The following is a 20,488-nucleotide window of genomic DNA, read 5'->3' on the forward strand; positions in this document are numbered from 1 at the left end:
CGACCCCTCCCGACGGCCGACGCGGGTTCGTGTTTCGACGAACCGGGCCTCGCTCTGCCTGCACTGCGCCGGGAATCTGGCTGGCACCTACTTTTGAGACGAACCGGCAGACTGCGCGGCGAGACGGAGCGACTCGGCGTCGACGTCGTTTCGGCGGCGCCCGAGGCTCAAACGGCCCTTTGACCTTCGCGAACGGTTACAGGGGCGGCCGGCTGAGGGTGTGGTATGGAGACGCACGAACACGGGCTGGCTGCGGTCGCGCTCGTCGTCCTCGTGGCGCTCGCGGGCTGTTCGGCGGGCGGCGGGTCAGCCGGCGGGTCGGCCGGCGACGCGGGCACACAGCTCGCCGGAGGCACCCCGGCTGCGACCGAGGTGGCGGAGGCGACGCCGACGCCCGCGGCCGGCGACTCCGGGGGCGGCTCGGGCGGCGTGAACGCGCAGGTGGACACGCGGAAGCTCATCAGGACCGCGCAGCTGACGGTCCGCGTCGACGAGTTCGAGGAGTCGCGGCGGAACCTCACGCGGCTCGTCCGGCGGAACGGCGGCTACGTCGGCAGCGCGACCCAGGAGGTCCACGGCTCCGGCAACGACACCTGGACGACCGGGACGCTGACGCTGCGCGTCCCCGCCGGGAACTACTCCGGCGCGCTCGCCCGAATCGAGGCCGAAGGCACGGTGCTGTCGTCCGCCCAGCAGACGAAAGACGTCACGGGGCAGGTCGTCGACCTCCGCGCCCGACTGAAGAGCCTGAAGGCGGAGCGGAAGAAGCTCCGCGAACTGTACGAGCAGGCGAACGACACCGAGGACGTCCTCGCGGTCCAGCGTGAACTGTCCGAGGTGCAGACCGAAATCGAGCGCATCGAGGCACGGCTGGAAAGCCTCCAGAACCGCGTCGCGTACGCCACTATCACGGTCGAACTCCGCGAGCCGCGGCCGGAGCCCGAGCCGCGCGACACGACGAACTGGTACGACACGCCGGTGACGCAGGCGTTCGTCGAATCCGTCCACGGCGTCGTCGTCGCCGGCCGCGCCGCCGTCGTGCTCGCCGCGTACGCGCTGCCGTACCTCGCCGTCCTCGCCGTTCCGACGCTCGCCGCCGTCCTGCTGTACCGGCGCGGCATCGACCTCCCGTAGCCGCATCGACCTGCAGTAACCGTATCGACCTGCCGTAGTGGCACCGGCTTGCCGTCGCCCGCCGTTCGGTCGGCAGCCGCACCGGACGCCGCGACGTCGCCGGCGCGGCGCTGACGATTCGCCGGCCAGTTTCTCCGTGTTCGGCGTCGTCCGGCCGCTGAGAGCCGGCCGGGACGGCCGGATGGAGAAGCTACTTCCCGGCGGCAGCGGCACGCAGGGCCGTGACAGCACTTCCGACCGAGGCGTTCGCCGACCTCACGCAGATTCAGTCGGTCGCCGTCGACCCCGCCGGCGACCGCGTCGCCTTCACGGCCCACGAGTTCGACGCCGACGAGGACGACCGCGTCGCGTCGCTGTTCGTCGCCCCGACCGACGGCGCCCGCGACCCGCACCGACTCACCCGCGTCGACGGCGCCTCCGCCCCGACCTGGGGTCCCGACGGCGACCGACTCGCCTTCATCGCCGCCCGCGAGAAGGACGTGGACCGCCGCGTCGGCCGCGACGACGCCGACGAGAACGGCGAATCCGCCGACGAAACCGACGAAGCCGACGAATCGAGCGACGGCGCCGCGGGCGACGAGGAGCCGACGCCGCAGGTGTGGCTGTTCGACCTCGCGCTCGGCGGCGACGCCCGCCAGGTCACCGACTTCGAGGAGGGCGCCGCGGAGTTCGACTGGAGCCCCGACGGCGACCGGCTCGTGGTCGCGGCGCGCGACCCGACCGACGCCGAACGCCGGTACCTCGACGGCAGAACCGACGGCGAGCCCGTCGAAACGGAGCGGCTCCAGCACAAGCTCGACGGCGTCGGCTACACCGACTCGGTGACGACGTACCTCCACGTCGTCGACGTCGACACCGGCGACGCGGACCGGCTCGACGACGCCTACGGCGGCGGCGCCTACCAGGACCTCTCCGGGATGGAGCCGGCGTGGGGCGACTCGGGCCGCATCGCGTTCACGTCGTGCCGCGCGGACGACCCGGACGACACGCTCGTCCGCGACGTGTTCACCATCGCCCCCGACGGCACCGGGCTGCGGCAGCTCACCGACTCGGACCGCTCCGCGAACAGCCCGGCGTGGTCGCCCTCCGGCGACCGGCTCGCGTTCGCCGCCGGCGACCCCGAGAACTGGTGCGTCCCGACGCAGGTGTACGTCTACGACGGCGGCGACTACGGCTCCGTGACCGCCGCGTTCGACCGGACGCTCGCCCGCGGCGCCGCCCCGCAGTGGGCCGACGAGGAGACGCTGTACGCGCTGTTCGCCGACGAGGCCCGCACCCGGCTCTGCCGCGTCGACGCCGACGGCGGCGTCACCCGCGTCTTCGAGGCGCAGGGCGACGACCGCGCGATGGCCGCCTTCGACTACCACGACGACCGCTGCGCGTTCGTGTTCAGCCACCCGTCGGACGGCCGCGACGTGTACGCCGTCGACGCCGACCACGTCGACGTCGCGGACGGCGACGCGACCGGTACAGGCGACGCGGCCGCCGCGAGCGATGCGGGCGACGAGCCGTCGTCGCTGACCCGGCTCTCCGCCGTCAACGACGACCTCATCGACCAGTACTCGATGCCGGCGGTGCGGCGCGTCGAGTGGGAGAGCGACGGCCACGACATCTCCGGCGTCGTCTACCACGACCCCGACGTCGACCTCGACGCCGGCGACCACCCGCTCGTCGTCGCCATCCACGGCGGCCCGCTCAGCTACGACGAGCCGGTGTTCAGCTTCGACCACGCGGCGCTCACGTCCCGCGGCTACGTCGTCCTGCGGCCGAACTACCGCGGCGGCTCCAGCTACGGCCGCGACTTCGCGGAGGCGCTCCGCGGCAAGTGGGGCACCCACGAGGTCACAGACATCACGAACGGCGTCGAGTCGCTGACCGACCGCGGCTGGGTCGACGACGACCGCGTGTTCGGCTACGGCTTCAGCTACGGCGGCATCGCCCAGGGGTTCCTCGTCACGCAGGAACCGGACCTGTTCACCGCCGCCGCCCCCGAACACGGCATCTACGACCTCCGGTCGGCGTACGGCACCGACGACTCGCACATCTGGATGGAGAACGAGTACGGCCTGCCGTGGGAGAACCCCGACGCCATCGACGCCTCGTCGGCCATCACGGACGCCGGCGCCATCGAGACGCCGCTGTTGGTCACCGCCGGCACCGAAGACTGGCGCTGCCCGCCCGGCCAGTCAGAGCAGCTGTACGTCGCCGCGAAAAAGCAGGGCGTCGACGCCCGACTCGTCCTGTACGAGGGAGAACACCACAACATCGGGACGCCGGACCGCGCGATTCACCGCCTCGACGAACTGTTCGCGTGGTACGACCGCCACGACCCTGCCGTCGACAATCCGGACGCGACGGACCCGCACGGCCGGGAGTCCGGGGAGTAGCGCGCCGAACCGCCGTTTTCCGCCGAATGAGGCCGTCCTTCGTCCGTCGGAGCGCCGGGTCTACTCAGACGTAGTAAACCGTATGTCGCGATATCAAAGACGATTGGTACAGCGGCTGTTCGAAGCGGCACCAGTTCTGACTTCGCGCTGAGCTACTCGGACGCTTCGACCCGATTTTTCAGGCTACGAGGGCGAAGCGCGCAGCCACCACTGCTCGTTTCTCGCCCCTCTCCGTTTTGGCGTGCCTAAATCGGTGGTTTTTACATCTGTTTAGGCTAGCCTAATCCTCGTGTCCGAACCTGACGACTCGAACGAGGGAGTCGCCCGACGCGAGTACCTGAAATACGGCGCTGCGCTCGTCGCAGGCGGAGGTCTCGCCGGCTGTCTGGGACAGTCTGGCTCCGGGACAGCACCGGCGGGGTCGACGCCGGGAACGGCGACCGGCGCCGAGTCCGCGACTACGACGACCGGTGAGGCCGGGGAAACGACCGCAGCAGACACGCCGTACTCCGTGACAATCGAGCCCGCTGGCGAAGTAACCTTTCAGTCCGTCCCCGAAACGTGGGTCGCAGAAAACGCCAGTTGGGCCGACATGGGCGTCGCCCTCGGGCTCGACAAACCGAGTGCGGTGGTGCTCACCAGCGAGTACCGAACCTGGCACTACGCGGACGTCCCGGGTCTCTCCGCGAGCAAAGACGACATGGTCTCCCTCTGGCAGGACGGAATCGCGAAGGAACTCTTCTTGGAAATCGACGCTGGCGTCCACTTCATCGACCCGAACTACATGGTCAATCTCATCCCGAAGTGGGAGCGCGCGGACGTCGAAGAGATGAGCGACCGGGTCGGTCCGTTCTGCGGGAACACGAGCTTCTCGACGTACCCCTGGCACGAGAACTATCCGTATTTCAGCCTGTACGAGGCCACCGAGAAGGTCGCTCGCGTCTTCCGACGAATGGACCGGTATCGCGCGCTCGTCGAACTACACAGCCAGTTCCTCGAGCGGATTCAACAGCGGCTCCCCCCGGAGAGCGAGCGGCCCGCAATCGCGCTCCTCTCCCCGGGGTCCACCGAGCCCGAACAGTTCTATCCGTACCGGCTCGGCGAGACGACCGCGTACAAACACTGGCACGACCTTGGGGTTGCGGACGCGCTGGACGGAACGGACATTCGGAGTTTCACCTCGAACCGGGGCACCATCGACTACGAGGCGCTGCTGGAGGTCGACCCGGAAGTGCTGATGTTTTACACCGACAAACACTGGAGTCGGACGGAGTTCCGAGGCCAGTACCTGGAGTTCCTTCGGAACCACGACACGGCTCGTGAACTGACGGCGGTGCAGAACGGCGAGGTCTATCCTGCTGGCGGGATGTATCAGGGGCCGATCATCAACCTCTCGAAGACGGAGCGAGCCGCGAAACAGCTGTTCTCCGAGGAGTTCGGTCGGGACGAACGGCTCTTCGACCGCCAGCGGATCGCAGACATCCGAAATGGGGACATCTAGAGGAGGGAACACCCGGAAGCCGGTCGTCGGGCGGAGCGGGAGTCACCTCCGGGTCGAATCGTTCGGGTCCCGATACGGGCCGTCGCTGCCCCGAGAATCCGAACTTGTCGAACGTTTCGGAGCCACCGAGCGGGCGGGAATTTGGCGTCAATCATCGGCGCGTCGGGAACTGTCTTGCGGCCGGCGACGGACTCGGCGCGGCCGGCGCGCCGACCACCGCCACTTATCCGCGTTCCACGGCGATACGCTCCGAGGAGGAGAACCACCAAATGGAGGACTCTGACCCCGACTCGCCGGCGGAGCACCTCCTGGAGCTGGTCGAGGAGGGCGCAAACGAGGGCGCGCGGGCGTATCTCGCCCGACTCGAAGCGGAAGGCCCAGCGGACCGGAAGGAGGCGCTCCGCGAACTTCGGCGCCTCGTCGACGACCGCCCGACCGCCTTCTCCCGGCTCTGCGGTGCGCTCACGCCGTATCTCACCGACGACGAGCGGCCCGTCCGTCTCACCACCGCGAAGCTGTTCGTCGCCGTCGCGGACGGCGAGCCGGACGCGGTCGTCCCCGCCGTTTCGGCGCTCGCCGAGCGGCTCGCCGACGAGAACGAATTCTACTACGTCCGCGCCCGGGCGGCGGAGGCGCTGGGGTACGTCGCGCTCGAACACCCCGACGCGGTCGCGTCGCCGGAGATGGTCGCTGACCTGCGCGTCGGGCTCTCGTTCGACGAACCCGAGGTGAAAGCGAAGCTGGCGAAAGCCCTCGAATACGTGGCGCTCGGCAGTCCGCGCCGACTCCGTCATCAGGTCTCGGCTCTCCTCGAACACGTCGCCGACGGGAACGAACTCGTCCGATACCACCTGTGTACGGCCGCGACTGTCGTCGGCTGTGAGTATCCGGCCGCGCTCGACGACGTGCGAGCGGAGCTCAGCGGGCGGCTCGGCGACGAGAACGCCTTCGTTCGGGGCCGAGCCGCCGAGGCGTTCGGCGTCCTGGCCCGTGCGGACGCCGGAGGCGCGTCGCTCCCGGAATCGGCGCTCGCGGCGCTGGAAGACGACGACGAGCCGTTCGTCAGGTCGCGGGCACGCTTCGCTCTGACCGCCTCGGCCGCCCGGGAGAACCGGGAGACGACGCCCGACGAAATCGGAACTGTCGAGGGAATCCGGGGGACGACCGCCGACGCCGTCGACGAACTCAGGTCACCCGACGGCGATGGTGCCTGCCCCAACTGCGGGCTGGCGCTCCCCGAAGCCGGCCCACCGGTGTGCCCCCAGTGCGGCACGCCAAACTGACGGTACGCGACGGCACCCGACGGCTCGCGTGCAGTGGGCCGCGCCGCCACTTCCGGCGGCCTTCGACGGTCAAGCAAAACCGTTAACGTATCGCGACAGACACGAATCCTCGGATGATTCCCGCAGCGTGGCGTCGCCTCTGGCGGCGCGCCCTCCGACTCGGCGTCCCCGCGACGGGCCAGTCCGTCGCCCACGAACTCATGCGGACCATCGACGTCGTCGTCACCGCCGCGCTCTCCCCCGCCGCGGTCGTCGCCATCGGCATCGCGGACCTCTACACGAGCCTCCCGGAGCGAATCGGCGGCGGCGTCGTCGGCGCGGCGAGCATCCTCGCGGCGCAGGACACCGGGGCGGGCGCCGACGCGAACCGCGACGAGACGCTGACGCAGGCCGCGCTCATCTCGGCGGCGGTCGTGCTCCCGTTTGCCGTCGTCGGATTCGGGTTCGGCGCCGGCATCCTGCGGCTGGTCGGCACCGACGCCGAGGCGGCCCGGAAGGGCGGCGTCTACCTCGCCGTCATCGCGCCGACGCTCCCGATGAACGCGGTCCGCGGCACCGTCGCCGCCGCGCTCCGCGGCACCGGCGACACGAAGACGCCGATGTACGTCAGCGTCCCGACGGACGCGCTGAACGCCGCCGGCTCCGTCGTGTTCGGCCTCGGCGTCCTCGGCGCGCCGCGGCTCGGCGTCGCCGGCGTCGCGGCCGCGACGCTCGTCTCCACGGCGCTCGCCGCGGTCGCACTCGTCGCATACGCCGTGTTCCGCTCGCCGCTCGAGTTCGTGTGGCCGTCGAACTGGACGGTCGCGAGCCAGCTCGTCCGGCTCGCCGCCCCCAAGAGCGCCGCCGGCGCCGTCACGACGCTCGCCGTGTTCCCGTTCAACACGCTGCTGCTCGGGTTCGGCACCGCGGTGAACGCCGGCTACCAGCTCGCGTGGCGGGTCTACTCGCAGCTCATCGGCCCGGTCGGGTCGGGCGTCGGCACCGCCACGAGCGTCATCGTCGGGCAGGCGGTCGGAAGCGGCGACCGCGAGGAGACCCGGACGGCGGTTCGCGCGCTGCTCGCGCTCGGCGCAGCGGTCGCGGTCACGCTCGGCGCCGGCACCGTTCTCGCCGCCCGCCCCCTCGCCGCGCTCCTCACGGACGACGCCGCGGTCGTCGCGTCCGCAGCCGCCTTCATCGCGGTTCACGGCGTCGTCGCCGCCGTCGGCATCACGAACGTCACGGCGTCCGCCGTCCTCGACGCGGGCAGCGAAACCCGAATCCCGCTCGCGTCGCGGCTCCTCGGCATGGTCGGCGGCATGGTCGGCGTCTCCTGGGCGCTCGCACGCGGCCTCCACCTCGGGGTCGTCGGCGCGTACGCCGGCTTGGTCGCCTGCTACGTCCTGATGCTCGCCGTCTCCGCCTGGGGAGTGAGCCGGGCCGACTGGCTCGGCCGCGCCGCCACGCTGCTCGACGAACGCGGCAGCACGACCGACCGGTGAGCGCAGGAGCCGTCTGCCCCCGGTCCCGCTGCCCGTGCGCCGCGTCGGTCAGTTCTCGTCGGCGGTCAGCGACGACCCGGTGTCGAGCGCGTCGGCCGCGTCGTCTCGGCGGTCGCGTACACGGCGTCCGGCGTCCCGAACTTCTGGCTGGCGGCGGTGCTGCTCGCGCTCGTCGGCACCGCGTTCGGCTGGGACGCGACCGGCTGGGAGTCCGGGCCGTGGCCGGCGAAGTACTGGCTCCGGATGGCGCTCCCGGCGCTGGTGACCGCGACCGGGACGCTCGCGGCCGCCCACCGCCACACGCGGTCGAACGCGCTCGCGCGCCGCGACGACGACTACGCGAAGCTGGTGGCTGCGACCGGCGCCGGCTCCGTCGCGACGGCGCGCCACCTCGTCAGGCCCGCCGTCGTCCCGCTGTTCACGCTGCTGTACGGCGACCTGCTCGCCGCGCTCGTCGTCACCGTCTACGTCGTCGAGTACGCGTTCGGTATCCCCGGAATCGGCGCGCTGAGTTACAGCGCCATCCGCGCACGCGACGTCCCGTTCGTCCTCGGCACGACGTTCGTCATCGTCCTCGTCGGCGTCGCCGGGTCGTGGCTGCAGGACGTCCTCCACGCCGTGTTGGACCCGCGCGTCCGCGACGAGAACGGCGCGGGGTCCGCGGGCGGTGACTGACGCGGGACGCGGCGCGCCGCGGCCGGTCAGAGCTTCGACCGCGTGGCCGCCAGAACCGGGAGGTCGACGCCGACGACGTCGGCGAGCGCGTCGGCGGCGCCCAGCAGCCACTCGGCGCGCTCCACCCGCGATTCGAGGTCGCCGGGGCCGATTCGGTAGGCGTCCACGAGGTCGGCGAGCGACGCGCCGTCGACCCACTCGGCGAGGATGCGCGCGGTCTTCACGGATTCGAGCCACGCCTCGAAGTCCTCGGCGTCCGCCATCGACGTGACGAGCTCGTCGCCGCGGCGCCGCGCGAACTGATACATGTCGGCGCGCTCGCGCTCGCCGAGGTAGGTGTCCTGCATGTCCGGGGTGTCACAGACGAGCTCGAACGCGGTGAGCGTCGTGACGGACGCTGGGTCGCGGGCGGCGACGGTGCGGAGCGCGTCGACGATTCTGGTGCCGGTCTCCGGTTTCACGTACTGCCGGGAGATGGCGGCGCCGAGTTCGGTCGCCTCGATGCCGTCTCCGTCGCGGCTCGGCGCCAGCAGCTCCTCGTCGATGAGCTCGGCGACGACGTCGCCGACGACGCCGCCGAGGTCCGGGTTCGGCGTCCGCGAGGCGTAAAAGGTCTCGCCGAGCGCGTCGAGCAGCTCCGCCTGCGAGTCCGCGACGCCGCTGGCGACGAGCGACAGCGTGTGCGTGCGGAGCGCGGCGCGGTCGCGGAGCTTCGACTCCACCGCCTCCGGGTCGGCGGTGACGTACCGGTCGTACAGCTCCGCCGCCGTGTCCGCGTCGCCGACGAGGACGGCTTCGCCGTACGGGTCGAGGCCGGGTCGGCCGGCGCGGCCGCACATCTGGTGGACCTCGAGCACGGGGAGCCACTCGGTGCCGGAGCCGGTGTACCGCTGCTGGTCGCGGACGACGACGCGCCGCGCGGGGACGTTGACGCCGGCGGCGAGCGTCGGCGTCGCGCAGATGACGGCGAGCCGCCTGTCGCGGAACGCCTCCTCGACGGCGGCGCGGTGTGCGGACCGCAGCCCGGCGTGGTGGAACGCGACGCCGCCGTCCGCGGCCGCCGCGAGCCGCGCTGCGGTGTCGGTACCGTCGACGCCGCGGAGTTCGTCGGCGGTCGCCGCGGCGCCCGCTTCCACGTCCGCCGCCGCCGCGAGTCCTTCGCCGGCGAGCCGCTCCGCGAGCCGTTCGGCCTCCCGACGCGACCGGACGAACGCGAGCGCCTGCCCGCCGCCGTCGACGGCGTCCCGGACCAGCGCGGCCGTCGCGTCGGTGTCGTCCGGCTCGACGTCCTCGTCGCCGGTGTCGTCCGCGCCGCTCCCGCCATCGTCGACGCCGTCGCTGTCGTTGCCGCTATCACCATCGGCGTTGCCGTCGCTGTCGCTGTCGCCGCCGTTGCCGTCGTCGTCGATACGTCCGTCGCGGGTGGCGGCGGCTTCGACGGAGAGCGACAGTTCGGTGTCGTCGTCGAACGACACGGCTCTGTCCGCGTACACGCCGGTCCGGAGGTCGACGGGCCGCCAGTCGGACTCCACCAGTTCGGCGTCCAGCCACTCGGCGATGTCCTCGGGGTTGTCGACGGTCGCCGAGAGCGCCACCAGTTGCGGGTCGCCGATGCGGCGGCGCAGCGTCGCCAGCGTCACCTCCAGCGTCGGCCCGCGCCCCTCGGTGCCGAGCAGGTGTACCTCGTCGACGACGACGCACGCCAGCGAATCCACCCACGCCGCGCCGTTCCGAATCGCGGAGTCGACCTTCTCCGAGGTCGCGACGACGACGTCGTGTTCGCCGAGCTCCGCCGCCGACGAGTCGTAGTCGCCGGTCGAAATCCCGACGTCGACGCCGGGCAGCGCCGCGAACTCTTCGTACTTCTCTCGTGCGAGCGCGCGTAGCGGACAGATGTACAGCCCCGGCCCGTCCGCCGTCAGCAGCGCCAGCTCCGCGACGAACGTCTTGCCGGACGCCGTCGGAACCGCCGCCACGACGTTCTCGGCGTCGCAGACGCCGGCGTCGACGGCGTCCGCCTGCGGCGGATACAGCTCGTCGATACCGCGGCCCTCGAAGTGGGCGACGTACTCGTCGGCCAGCGGCAACTCGGCGACTCGCATCGGTGCTCGTCGGTCCCTGCGCCGCTCTCGGATAAAAACCCTCGCCGGTCCGCGGGACGCTGTTCGTGCGACATCGGCCCGGAGCGGTACGCCTTTGACGCGGCCCGCCGACCGCTCGTGTATGAGCGACCCCGCACTCGGGCTCGTGGTGGCGCGGTACAACTCGTCCGTCACCCAGCCGATGGAGGAAGCCGCACAGGAGGCGGCCGCCGAACGCGGCGCCGCAGTGACCGACACCGTCCGCGTCCCCGGCGCGTACGACACGCCGCTGGCCGCCGACCGGCTCGCGCGCCGCGAGGACGTCGACGCCGTCGCGGTCGTCGGTGCCATCGTCGCCGGCGACACGGACCACGACGCAGTCATCGGGAACGCGGCGGCCCAGAAGCTCACGGACGTGAGCCTCAGCCGCGACAAGCCCGTGACGTTCGGCGTCTCCGGCCCCGGACAGAGCGGCGCGGAGGCACGCGAACGCGTCGACAAGGGCGCCGAAGCCGTCGACGCAGCCGTCGACCTCGTGGAGGGGCTCCCGGCATGAGCGGCTTCGAGTTCACCGAGCGCGTCGGCCGCGTCGAGCCGTCGGCGACGCTCGCCATCGGGAACGCCGCCGCGGAGCTGGAGGCCGACGGCGTCGACGTCGTCGACCTCTCGGTCGGCGAACCGGACTTCCCGACGCCGGACAACATCACCCGGGCCGCCGAGGAAGCGATGGAGGCCGGCCACACCGGCTACACGTCCTCGAACGGCATCCCGGAGCTGAAGGAGGCCATCGCGGCGAAGCTGACCGGGCAGGGCGTCGACGCCGACGCCGACGAAGTCATCGTGACGCCGGGGGCGAAGCAGGCGCTGTACGAGACGGTGCAGACGCTCGTCGACGACGGCGACGAAGTGGTGCTGCTCGACCCGGCGTGGGTGTCGTACGAGGCGATGGTGAAACTCGCCGGCGGCGACCTGACGCGCGTGGACCTCGCGCCGCACGACTTCCAGCTCGAACCGGCGCTCGACGCGCTCGGCGACGCCGTCTCCGACGACACCGAACTGCTCGTCGTGAACTCGCCGGCGAACCCGACGGGCGCCGTGTTCTCCGACGCCGCGCTCGAAGGCGTCCGCGACCTCGCCGTCGAGCACGACGTCGCCGTCATCTCCGACGAGATATACGAGCAGATCACGTACGGCGTCGACCCGACGAGCCTCGCGAGCCTCGACGGCATGGCCGACCGCACCGTCACCGTCAACGGCTTCTCGAAGGCGTACTCGATGACCGGCTGGCGGCTCGGCTACCTGCACGCGAAAGGCGGGCTGGTCGGGCAGGCCGGGAAGCTCCACAGCCACTCCGTCTCCTGCGCCGTCAACTTCGTCCAGCACGCCGGCGTCGAAGCGCTCGAGAACACGGACACCGCGGTCGACGAGATGGCGGAGGCGTTCCGCGAGCGCCGCGACCTCGTCGTCGACCTGCTCGCCGACGAGGGCGTCGACGTCGCGGTGCCGGACGGCGCCTTCTACATGATGCTCCCGGTGGACGACGACGACGCCACGTGGGCCGAGCGGGCAATCGAGGAGGCGCACGTCGCCACCGTCCCCGGCTCCGCGTTCGGCTCGCCGGGCTACGCCCGCATCAGCTACGCCGCCAGCGAGGCGCGGCTCCGCGAAGGCATCAGCCGCCTCGCCGACGGCGGCTTCTTCGACTGACCGCGCCGGCGACGACCCCCGACCGTCTTTTCGCGACGAACGCTTCCGCAGGCAATCGTCGTTGCTGCCGCGGTTTCAGCGTCGTTGCTGCCGCGGTTCCGGTGTCGTTGCCGTCGCCGTCGCCGGCGGAGCACGGACGTGTCCGGCGCGCGACCGGCGGACGGCGCGAGCCCCCACGAGCAATCACAAGAGTTGTTACCGGGGCCGAGCGAGCCTGTGGCAATGAGTCACGGCGTCGACTCCAGCGGTTCGGACGCCCCGGTCGACGACGGGGAGTCGGCGCCGGCGGCCGCCTCGCGGGTCGCTGACGCCGACACGGCCGGGGCGTTCGACGCGCTGACGCGGCGGCTGCCCGGGTCGCCGGCGACCGGCGGCGTGCTGCTCGTCACCGCGCTGGCGCTCGTCGTCCGGGTCGTCGGCCTCGGCGGCCGGGTCTTCCACTGGGACGAGGGCCGCGTCGCCTACTGGATTCTCCGGTTCGACGTCACCGGCGAGTTCTTCTACCGGCCCATCATCCACGGGCCGTTCCTGCCGGTCGTCAACAACGTCCTGTTCGACCTCGTCGGCGCCTCCGACTTCGCGGCGCGGCTCCCCGTGGCGGTCGTCGGCGCGCTGCTCCCGCTCGCCGCGCTCTGCTTCCGGCACCGGCTCCGCGGCCGCGAACAGGTCGCGCTCGCGCTGGTGCTCGCGGCCGACCCGCTGCTGATTTACTACGCCCGGTTCATGCGCGGGGACGTCCTCGTCGGCTCCTTCTGCGTCGCCGCGTTCGCGCTGACGGTGTACGCCGTCGACACGCGCGACGTCCGGCCGGTGTTCCCCGCGGTGGTGCTGCTCGCGCTCGGCTTCACCGCCAAGGAGAACGCGCTGGTGTACGTCCTCTGCTTCGCCGGCGCCGCGTTCCTGCTGTTCGACCACCGGCTCGTCCGGACGGCGTCCCGGACCGGGTCGCTGCTCGACGCGCTCGTCGGCGCGGCTATCGGCGGCGTCCGCTGGCTCGACGACTGGACGGCCGGCTCGCGGACGCGCGGCGCGGTCGAGCGGTTCGTCGCCGACCGGACCGACGGCGACGCGACGCCGCCGTCGGCCTCCCCCGTCGGCCTGGTGGTGCACCTCGCCGTCTGGGTGCCGCTCGGCGCCGTCGGCGTCGCCGCGACGTTCCTCGCCGTGACGACGTTCTTCTACGCGCCGCGGCCCGAACTGTGGCAGGCGCTCGGCGGCCTCGTCGGCGCCGGCCCGACGCCGCCGACGGCGTCAGCCGGGTCGGTGCTGGAGGAGGCGACCATCGGCGCCGCCGAGAAGTTCTACGGGACGTGGGCCTCCGGGACGCACTCCGACCACCCGTACCTGCCGTACCTCGGCGACATCGCCGAAACCATCGCGTACGGCTCGGGCGTCACGGCGGCGCTCGCCGCCATCGGCTTCCTCTCGGACAGCTACGGCTCGGGGCGGAACCGTGCGCTCGTCGCGTTCGCGGCGTACTGGGCGGCGGCGTCGGTCGTCGGCTACCCGGTCGCGACCGACATTCAGGCGCCGTGGGCCGCCGTCCACGTCACGCTCCCGCTCGCCGTGCCGGCCGCCGTCGGCCTCGTCGCCGTCGTCGACTCGTTCGAGTCGTCGCTCCGCGCCGACGACGCGGTGGGCGTCGGGCTCGCGGCGCTCGTCGTGTTCGCGGCGGTCGGCGGCGTCGTCGGCCCGAACGTCGACTACTGGAACTCCGCGTCCGTGGAGGACAAGGCCGTGCTGCAGTGGGCGCAGCCGGAGAACGACCTGAAGGGCGCGATGGCGGACGTCGGCGCCGTCGCCCGGAACAACGACGGGACGGACGTGCTGTTCGTCGGCACCAAGTCCGGCGGCAACACGCTGTTCTACGTCGCGAACGAGTCCAGCACGAGCCGGATGCCGGCCGGCGGCCCGAGCTGGCACTCGCGGCTGCCGCTGCCGTGGTACCTCGAGCTCCACGGCGCCACCGTGAACTCGACCGCGCCGGAGGCGCGGTTCGACGGGCTCCCCGAGGACCCGCCGCCGGTCGTCATCGCGAAGCCGTGGGACCGCGACGAACTCGAAGTCCGGCTCGACGGCTACCAGGCCCGGGAGTACAAGTTCCGGCTGTGGAGCGAACACGTCGTCGTCTTCATCGACCGCTCCGCGCTCGACGCCGCGACGCAGCCGCAGGCGTCGACGGAGTCACGTGAAGCGACGGATTCGCGGGCGTCGAAACTGCAGGCGCCGACGGCCTTGCGAGCGTCCACGGACGTTCAGGCGACCGATTCGGGGCTGCCGGTGGACCTGCAGCCGAACCGGGGCGCGCGGCTCCGGCCGGCTCCGTAGCCCGGCGGTCCGCTGTCCGCGTCGTCACCCCGGTCGCCGCCGCCGTGCTGTCCGCACCGGCCGCCCGAATACTCACGTTCCTGTACACTCTGTGCGTCCGGACGCAAGAGTTATGCACCGAGTTGCCGAATCGGCGGACGTGAATCCGACGTGTCCAGGCCCGACGCTCGGCGTCGTCGGCGGCGGACAGCTCGGCCGGATGCTCGCGGAGGCTGCCGCGCCGCTCGGCGTCGACGTCGTCGTGCTCGACCCGACGCCGGAGTGCCCGGCGTCCCGCGTCGCCGACCAGGTGGAGGGCGCCTTCGACGACCCGGACGCGGTGCGCGAACTCGCCGACCGGGCCGACGCGCTCACGCTCGAAATCGAGCTGGCCGACCCGGACGTCCTGGCTTCGGTCGGCGCCGAACTCGACGTGCCGGTGCAGCCGTCGCCGGCGTCGCTCCGCACGATTCAGGACAAGCTCGTACAGAAGCGGACGTTCGCGGACGCCGGCGTCCCGGTCCCGGAGTTCGTCGCGGTCGGCGACGCCGCGGACCTGGAGGCCGCCGTCGACACCTTCGGCGGCTGCATGCTGAAAGCCCGCACCGGCGGCTACGACGGCCGCGGCAACGTCCCGGTCCGGCCCGGCGACGACTACGACGCGAAGCTCGCCGAGGTCGGCGCCGGCGACGGCGGCGCGATGGCGGAGGAGCTCGTCGACTTCGAGCGCGAACTGTCCGTCGTCGTCGCCGCGGGCGCCGACGAGACCCGGGCGTTCCCGCTCGCGGAGAACGTCCACGAGGCGGAAATCCTGCGTGAAACCGTGGTGCCGGCGCGCACCGACACCGCGGTCGCGGCGCGCGCCCGCGACGTCGCGCTCGAAACGCTCGACACGCTCGACGGCCGCGGCGTGTTCGCGGTCGAACTGTTCGAGACCGCCGACGGCGACGTGCTCGTGAACGAGGTCGCGCCGCGGCCGCACAACTCCGGCCACTGGAGCATCGAGGGCGCCACCACGTCCCAGTTCGAACAGCACGTCCGCGCCGTGCTCGGCTGGCCGCTCGGCGACACCGGGCTCCGCGGCACCACCGTCTCCGCGAACCTCCTCGGCGACGTCGCCGACCCGACCACGGCGGCGCTCCGCGGCGTCGAAGACGTCTACGACGCCGGCGACGCGCACCTCCACTGGTACGGGAAGCGGGAGGCGCGGCCGCTCCGCAAGATGGGGCACGTCACGGTGTCTCGCGCCGACGCCGACCCGACGGAGCTCCTCGACGCGGTCCGCGGGCTCCGCGACGGACTGACGTTCACCGACTCCGACGCCGCCGCCGACCAGCGCGCGGAACCAGACTCACCACAATGACCTCCTCGACACCGCCGACCGTTCACGAGCTCGTCGACCGACTCGAATCCGACGCCGACCGCGACGCCGACCCGGCGACGACGCCGGACGTCGGCGTCATCATGGGGTCGGACTCCGACCTCGACGTGATGCAGGGCGCCTTCGACGCGCTCGACGAACTCGGCTTCGCCGAACAGACCGACTTCGCCGACCCGCCGGACGCCCGGTTCACCTACGAGAGCTACGTCGTCTCCGCGCACCGAACCCCGGAGCTGCTGTACGCCTACGGGGAGACCGCCGCCGACCGCGGCCTCGACGTCGTCATCGCGGGCGCCGGCGGGAAGTCCGCCGACCTGCCGAACATGACCGCGAGCATCGCCTACCCGATTCCGGTCGTCGGCGTCCCGGTCCAGGAGAAGTCCGTCGACTCGGTCATCGGGATGCCGACCGGCGCCCCCATCGTCGCCGTCGACGCCGGCAAGTCGTTCAACGCCGCGCTGTCCGCCGCACAGATTCTGGCGCGCGAACACGAGACGCTGCGCGACCGCCTCGTCGACTACCACGACGGGCTGCAGGGCGACGTCGCTGCGGTGTCGGCGGCGCTGCACGACCGCGGCGTCGACGGCTTCCGCGCGGACCGCGACGAGTAGCGCGGGCGCGCGGCTCCGCCCGGAATCGGGGCGCGCAAAGGTGAAGCGCTTATGTACTGGGCCTCCAAACCGTCGAACGATAGGAGAACCCGGTATGAATTCATGGATAGCGATCGGCGCGTTGGCGTTGATGGGCGTAGGTATCCCGCTGGGGATGATGGCTGCGTCCTGGATTCTTCGCCCAAGCGTGCCCGAACAGGGGAAACGTGCCACGTACGAGTCCGGCGAGGTCCCCACGGAGTCAGCAATCGGCGTCCAGGTCAACATCCAGTACTACATGGTCGCCCTGCTGTTCCTCGTCTTCGACATCGAGACCGTCCTCATCTTCCCGTGGGCGCTCATCTACCGCCCCGCTCTCGAGGCCGGCGTCGGGCTCGCGACGGTGCTGTTCCCGATGCTCGTGTTCATCGCGGTGCTGGTCGTCGGCCTCGTGTGGGCCTGGCGGCAGGGCGCGATTCAGTGGGCGGAGAGTCCGCGTGCCACACGACAGAAAACGGAGCGTCAATCATGAGTAGTGACAACAGGCCGTTCAACACGGACGACTCGAAGGTACTGACCGACACCCGGGACGCCCGGATGGCGGGGTCGGACGACCGCTTCAACTCGAAGCTGCGCGAAGCGTTCGGCTCCTCGCCGTTCATCCTCACCAAGTTCGACAAGTTCATGAACTGGGTGCGGGGTTCGTCGATGTTCATGCTGCAGTTCGGTATCGCGTGCTGCAGCATCGAGATGATGCACACCTACTCGGTGAAACACGACCTCGACCGCTTCCACGCCGGCGTCCCGCGGGCGTCGCCGCGGCAGGCGGACGTCATCATCGTGCCGGGCACCATCGTCTCGAAGTTCGCGCCGCGGATGAAGCGCGTGTACGACCAGATGCCCGAGCCGAAGTTCGTCATCGGGATGGGGTCGTGCACCATCTCCGGCGGCCCGTTCCAGGAGGGGTACAACGTCGTGAAGGGCGCAGAGGAGGTCATCCCGGTCGACATCCACGTGCCGGGCTGCCCGCCGCGCCCCGAAGCGCTGGTCTACGGCGTCGCGAAGCTCCAAGAGCGCATCGCGAACGGCGAGTCGTCGCCGGTGACGGTGAAGCCGTACGAGCTCGAACAGTTCGGGGACCTGGACAGCGACGAAGTCATCGACCAGCTCGCCGACGACATCGACGAGGAGGACCTCGTCATGCGGTACAACTGGGCTGATTCACCCTAACAATGAGTCTCGAAGAACCGGAACCCACGGCGCCCGACGTCGTCGAAGAACAGTCCGCGGACGAGCTCGCGGCGCTGCTCGGTGACGCCGTCATCGGCCGCGAGGAACACCTGAACGCGCCCGGCTACGTCGTCCGGCCGGACGCGGTGCAGGACGCGCTGTCGACGCTGAAACGGGAGGCCGGCTTCGACCACCTCTCGTGCGTGACCGCCCAGGAGTACGAGGACCGCTACGAGTCCATCTACCACCTGAAGAAGTTCGACGACCCGACCCAGGAGGTCAGCGTCGTCGTCCCGACCGACCGCGAGAACCCGGTGTCGGAGTCCGCAGAGCCCGTGTTCCGCACCGCCGACTGGCACGAACGGGAGGCGTACGACCTCGTTGGCGTCGAGTACGACGACCACCCGGACCTCCGCCGCATCCTGCTGCCGGAGACCTGGCAGGGCCACCCGCTCAGTGAGAGCTACGACCAGAACCGGCCGCAGGTCGTCCCGCTGCGCGAACACGCGAACCCGCTGCAGGAGGACACCCGCGCCGAGCAGGACGCCGACACGATGTTCCTCAACATCGGTCCGCACCACCCGGCGACCCACGGCGTCCTCCACCTGAAGACGACGCTCGACGGCGAGCAGGTCGCGGACGTCGAATCCGACATCGGCTACCTCCACCGCAGCGAGGAGCAGATGTGTCAGAACGGGACGTACCGCCACCAGATCATGCCGTACCCGGACCGCTGGGACTACATCTCGGCGGGGCTGCTCAACGAGTGGGCGTACGCCCGCGCCGCGGAGGACCTCGCGGACATCGAGGTGCCGGAGTACGCGCAGGTCATCCGGACGATGGGCGCGGAGATGTGCCGCATCGCCTCGCACATGCTGGCGGTCGCGACGTTCGCGCTCGACGTGTACGGCGACTTCACCGCCATCTTCATGTACGGCATCCGCGAGCGCGAGAAGGTCCAGAACCTGCTGGAGGACCTGACCGGCCAGCGGCTCATGTTCAACTACTTCCGGCTCGGCGGCGTCGTCTGGGACCTCCCGGAGCCCCGGGAGGACTTCTTCGAGAAGACCCGCGACTTCCTCGACGACCTCCCGGAGGCGCTCGAGGAGTTCCACGACCTGATTTCGGCGAACGAAATCCTGCAGATGCGGACGGTCGACACCGGCGTGCTGCCGCCGGAGGTCGCGAAAGACTACGGCGCCACCGGCCCGGTCGCCCGCGGCTCCGGCATCGACTACGACCTGCGCCGCGACGACCCGTACGGCTACTACGACGAACTCGACTGGGACGTCGTCACCGACGACGGCTGCGACAACTACAGCCGGCTGCTCGTCCGGCTCCGCGAGGTCGAAGAGTCCGCGAAGATCATCGAGCAGTGCGTCGACCTCCTCGAGGACTGGCCCGAGGAGGACCGCACCATCCAGTCGAACGTCCCGCGGACGCTCCGCCCGGACGACGACGCCGAAGTGTACCGCGCCGTCGAGGGCGCGAAAGGCGAACTCGGCATCTACATCCGGTCGGACGGCACGGACAAGCCGGCGCGGTTCAAGATCCGGTCGCCGTGCTTTTCGAACCTGCAGACGCTGCCCGAGATGGCCGAAGGCGAGTACGTCCCGGACCTCGTCGCGGCGCTCGGTAGCCTCGACATCGTGCTCGGCGAGGTGGACCGGTAATGGTCGCGCCGCTGCAGATGCTGCCGGACACCATCGCCGGCATGCTCCCGTTCGGCGGGCTCGCCGCCGACGTCGTCGGCGCGCTCATCGCGACGTTCCTCGTCGCGAACTTCCTGCTCATCAACACCGCGGTCGCGGGGCCGTGGGCGAAACGGAAGATCACGGCCGCGTTCACCGACCGAATCTCGGTGAACCGCGTCGGCCCCGCCGGCATCCTCACCATCGTCGTCGACGCGGTCCGGCTGCTGTCGAAAGAGCTCGTCATCCCGGAGGGCGTCGACCGGCCGGCGTACGACATCGGCCCGCTGTTCATCCCGTTCTCGGCGATGCTCGGGTTCGCCGTCATCCCGATGGGGAGCGGCATCCAGGTCGCCGACCCCGAAATCGGCATCGCGTTCGCGTTCGCCGCCTCCTCCATCGCCTCCATCGGCCTCATCATGATGGGGTACGCGTCGAACAACAAGTACAGCCTCATCGGGGGGCTGCGCGCCGTCGCGTCCAACATCGCCTACGAGATTCCGCTGGTCATCACCGGCGTCTCCGTCGTGCTGCTCGCCGGGTCGCTGCAGACCAGCGAAATCGTGGCTCAGCAGACGCAGGCGCTCGTCACGGTCGCCGGCGTCACGATTCCGCAGTGGTTCGCGTTCGTGAATCCGCTGGCGTTCGCGCTGTTCCTCGTCGCGAACGTCGCCGAGGTCGGCCGGAACCCGTTCGACGTCCCGGAGGCGCCGACGGAGATCGTCGCCGGCTACCAGACGGAGTACAGTTCGGTGTACTTCGTGCTCATCTACCTCGGTGAGTTCATCCACATCTTCCTCGGCGGCGCCCTGACGGCGACGCTGTTCCTCGGCGGGCCGGCCGGCCCCGGCCCCGCCATCCTCGGTATCGTCTGGTTCACCGCGAAAATCTGGGCGTTCTACGTGTTCACCCAGTGGCTGCGCGCCGCGGTGCCGCGGCTCCGCGTGGACCAGTTCATCGAGGTCGGCTGGAAAGGCATGCTGGTGCTGTCGTTCGCGAACCTCGTCCTCACCGCGGTCATCGTGGGGGTGCTCGCATAA

At 71.0% G+C, this 20,488-nt stretch carries 15 protein-coding genes and 1 pseudogene; 15 read left to right on the plus strand and 1 reads right to left on the minus strand.

Features of this window, described 5'->3' with window-relative positions:
- Positions 1 to 225 precede the first annotated feature (225 nt).
- From ACQUST_RS03080 to ACQUST_RS03105, 6 genes and pseudogenes are all read left to right on the plus strand, one after another.
- Positions 226 to 1,134, plus strand: coding sequence for a DUF4349 domain-containing protein (locus tag ACQUST_RS03080; protein ID WP_435124790.1), 909 nt, complete (start codon positions 226 to 228; stop codon positions 1,132 to 1,134).
- Between the two features lie 221 nt (positions 1,135 to 1,355).
- The gene (locus ACQUST_RS03085; RefSeq protein ID WP_435124791.1) at positions 1,356 to 3,521 is read left to right on the plus strand and encodes a prolyl oligopeptidase family serine peptidase; all 2,166 of its coding nucleotides are present in this window, start codon (positions 1,356 to 1,358) and stop codon (positions 3,519 to 3,521) included.
- A 289-nt stretch (positions 3,522 to 3,810) separates the two neighbouring features.
- Positions 3,811 to 5,022 (plus strand): ABC transporter substrate-binding protein, encoded by a 1,212-nt coding sequence (locus ACQUST_RS03090; RefSeq protein ID WP_435124793.1) that lies wholly within the window; start codon positions 3,811 to 3,813, stop codon positions 5,020 to 5,022.
- Positions 5,023 to 5,291: 269 nt separating this feature from the next.
- A complete protein-coding gene (locus ACQUST_RS03095; RefSeq protein ID WP_435124796.1) occupies positions 5,292 to 6,305 on the plus strand; it encodes a hypothetical protein in 1,014 nt (337 codons plus the stop codon).
- Between the two features lie 113 nt (positions 6,306 to 6,418).
- On the plus strand, positions 6,419 to 7,786 hold the full coding sequence (locus ACQUST_RS03100; RefSeq protein ID WP_435124799.1) for an MATE family efflux transporter: 1,368 nt from the start codon (positions 6,419 to 6,421) through the stop codon (positions 7,784 to 7,786).
- A gap of 99 nt (positions 7,787 to 7,885) precedes the next feature.
- Positions 7,886 to 8,461: pseudogene (locus ACQUST_RS03105) on the plus strand (ABC transporter permease subunit); the annotation flags it as partial.
- Between the two features lie 26 nt (positions 8,462 to 8,487).
- Here the strand turns inward: ACQUST_RS03105 and ACQUST_RS03110 are convergent.
- Complete coding sequence (locus ACQUST_RS03110) at positions 8,488 to 10,563, minus strand: DEAD/DEAH box helicase (RefSeq protein WP_435124801.1); 2,076 nt, start codon at positions 10,561 to 10,563, stop codon at positions 8,488 to 8,490.
- 121 nt (positions 10,564 to 10,684) lie between these two features.
- Between ACQUST_RS03110 and ribH the strand changes: the two genes are divergently transcribed.
- The 9 genes from ribH to ACQUST_RS03155 all read left to right on the plus strand — a co-directional run bounded on the left by ribH (position 10,685) and on the right by ACQUST_RS03155 (position 20,488).
- Positions 10,685 to 11,098: a 6,7-dimethyl-8-ribityllumazine synthase gene (gene ribH, locus ACQUST_RS03115; protein ID WP_435124804.1), complete on the plus strand. Its 414-nt coding sequence runs from the start codon at positions 10,685 to 10,687 to the stop codon at positions 11,096 to 11,098.
- Positions 11,095 to 12,249: a pyridoxal phosphate-dependent aminotransferase gene (locus ACQUST_RS03120; RefSeq protein WP_435124807.1), complete on the plus strand. Its 1,155-nt coding sequence runs from the start codon at positions 11,095 to 11,097 to the stop codon at positions 12,247 to 12,249. Before ribH ends, ACQUST_RS03120 begins: the two co-directional genes overlap by 4 nt.
- 222 nt (positions 12,250 to 12,471) lie before the next feature.
- Positions 12,472 to 14,577, plus strand: a complete 2,106-nt coding sequence (locus tag ACQUST_RS03125; RefSeq protein ID WP_435124809.1) for a flippase activity-associated protein Agl23 — start codon at positions 12,472 to 12,474, stop codon at positions 14,575 to 14,577.
- Positions 14,578 to 14,716: 139 nt separating this feature from the next.
- Positions 14,717 to 15,919 (plus strand): 5-(carboxyamino)imidazole ribonucleotide synthase, encoded by a 1,203-nt coding sequence (locus tag ACQUST_RS03130; RefSeq protein ID WP_435124812.1) that lies wholly within the window; start codon positions 14,717 to 14,719, stop codon positions 15,917 to 15,919.
- Positions 15,916 to 16,548: a 5-(carboxyamino)imidazole ribonucleotide mutase gene (gene purE, locus ACQUST_RS03135; RefSeq protein ID WP_435124815.1), complete on the plus strand. Its 633-nt coding sequence runs from the start codon at positions 15,916 to 15,918 to the stop codon at positions 16,546 to 16,548. The genes ACQUST_RS03130 and purE overlap by 4 nt, the downstream gene beginning before the upstream one ends.
- 94 nt (positions 16,549 to 16,642) lie before the next feature.
- Positions 16,643 to 17,059 carry an NADH-quinone oxidoreductase subunit A gene (locus ACQUST_RS03140; protein WP_435124817.1) on the plus strand — a complete coding sequence of 139 codons (417 nt, stop codon included), beginning with the start codon at positions 16,643 to 16,645 and terminating at the stop codon, positions 17,057 to 17,059.
- Entirely contained in the window at positions 17,056 to 17,757 is a 702-nt protein-coding gene (locus ACQUST_RS03145) for an NADH-quinone oxidoreductase subunit B (protein WP_435124819.1), read from the plus strand. The genes ACQUST_RS03140 and ACQUST_RS03145 overlap by 4 nt, the downstream gene beginning before the upstream one ends.
- Before the next feature lie 2 nt (positions 17,758 to 17,759).
- Positions 17,760 to 19,430, plus strand: a complete 1,671-nt coding sequence (locus tag ACQUST_RS03150) for an NADH-quinone oxidoreductase subunit D (RefSeq protein ID WP_435124821.1) — start codon at positions 17,760 to 17,762, stop codon at positions 19,428 to 19,430.
- Entirely contained in the window at positions 19,430 to 20,488 is a 1,059-nt protein-coding gene (locus ACQUST_RS03155; RefSeq protein WP_435124824.1) for a complex I subunit 1/NuoH family protein, read from the plus strand. Before ACQUST_RS03150 ends, ACQUST_RS03155 begins: the two co-directional genes overlap by 1 nt.

The organism is Halobaculum sp. D14 (genome assembly GCF_051195135.1).
Taxonomy (GTDB): Archaea; Halobacteriota; Halobacteria; order Halobacteriales; family Haloferacaceae; genus JBNTKA01.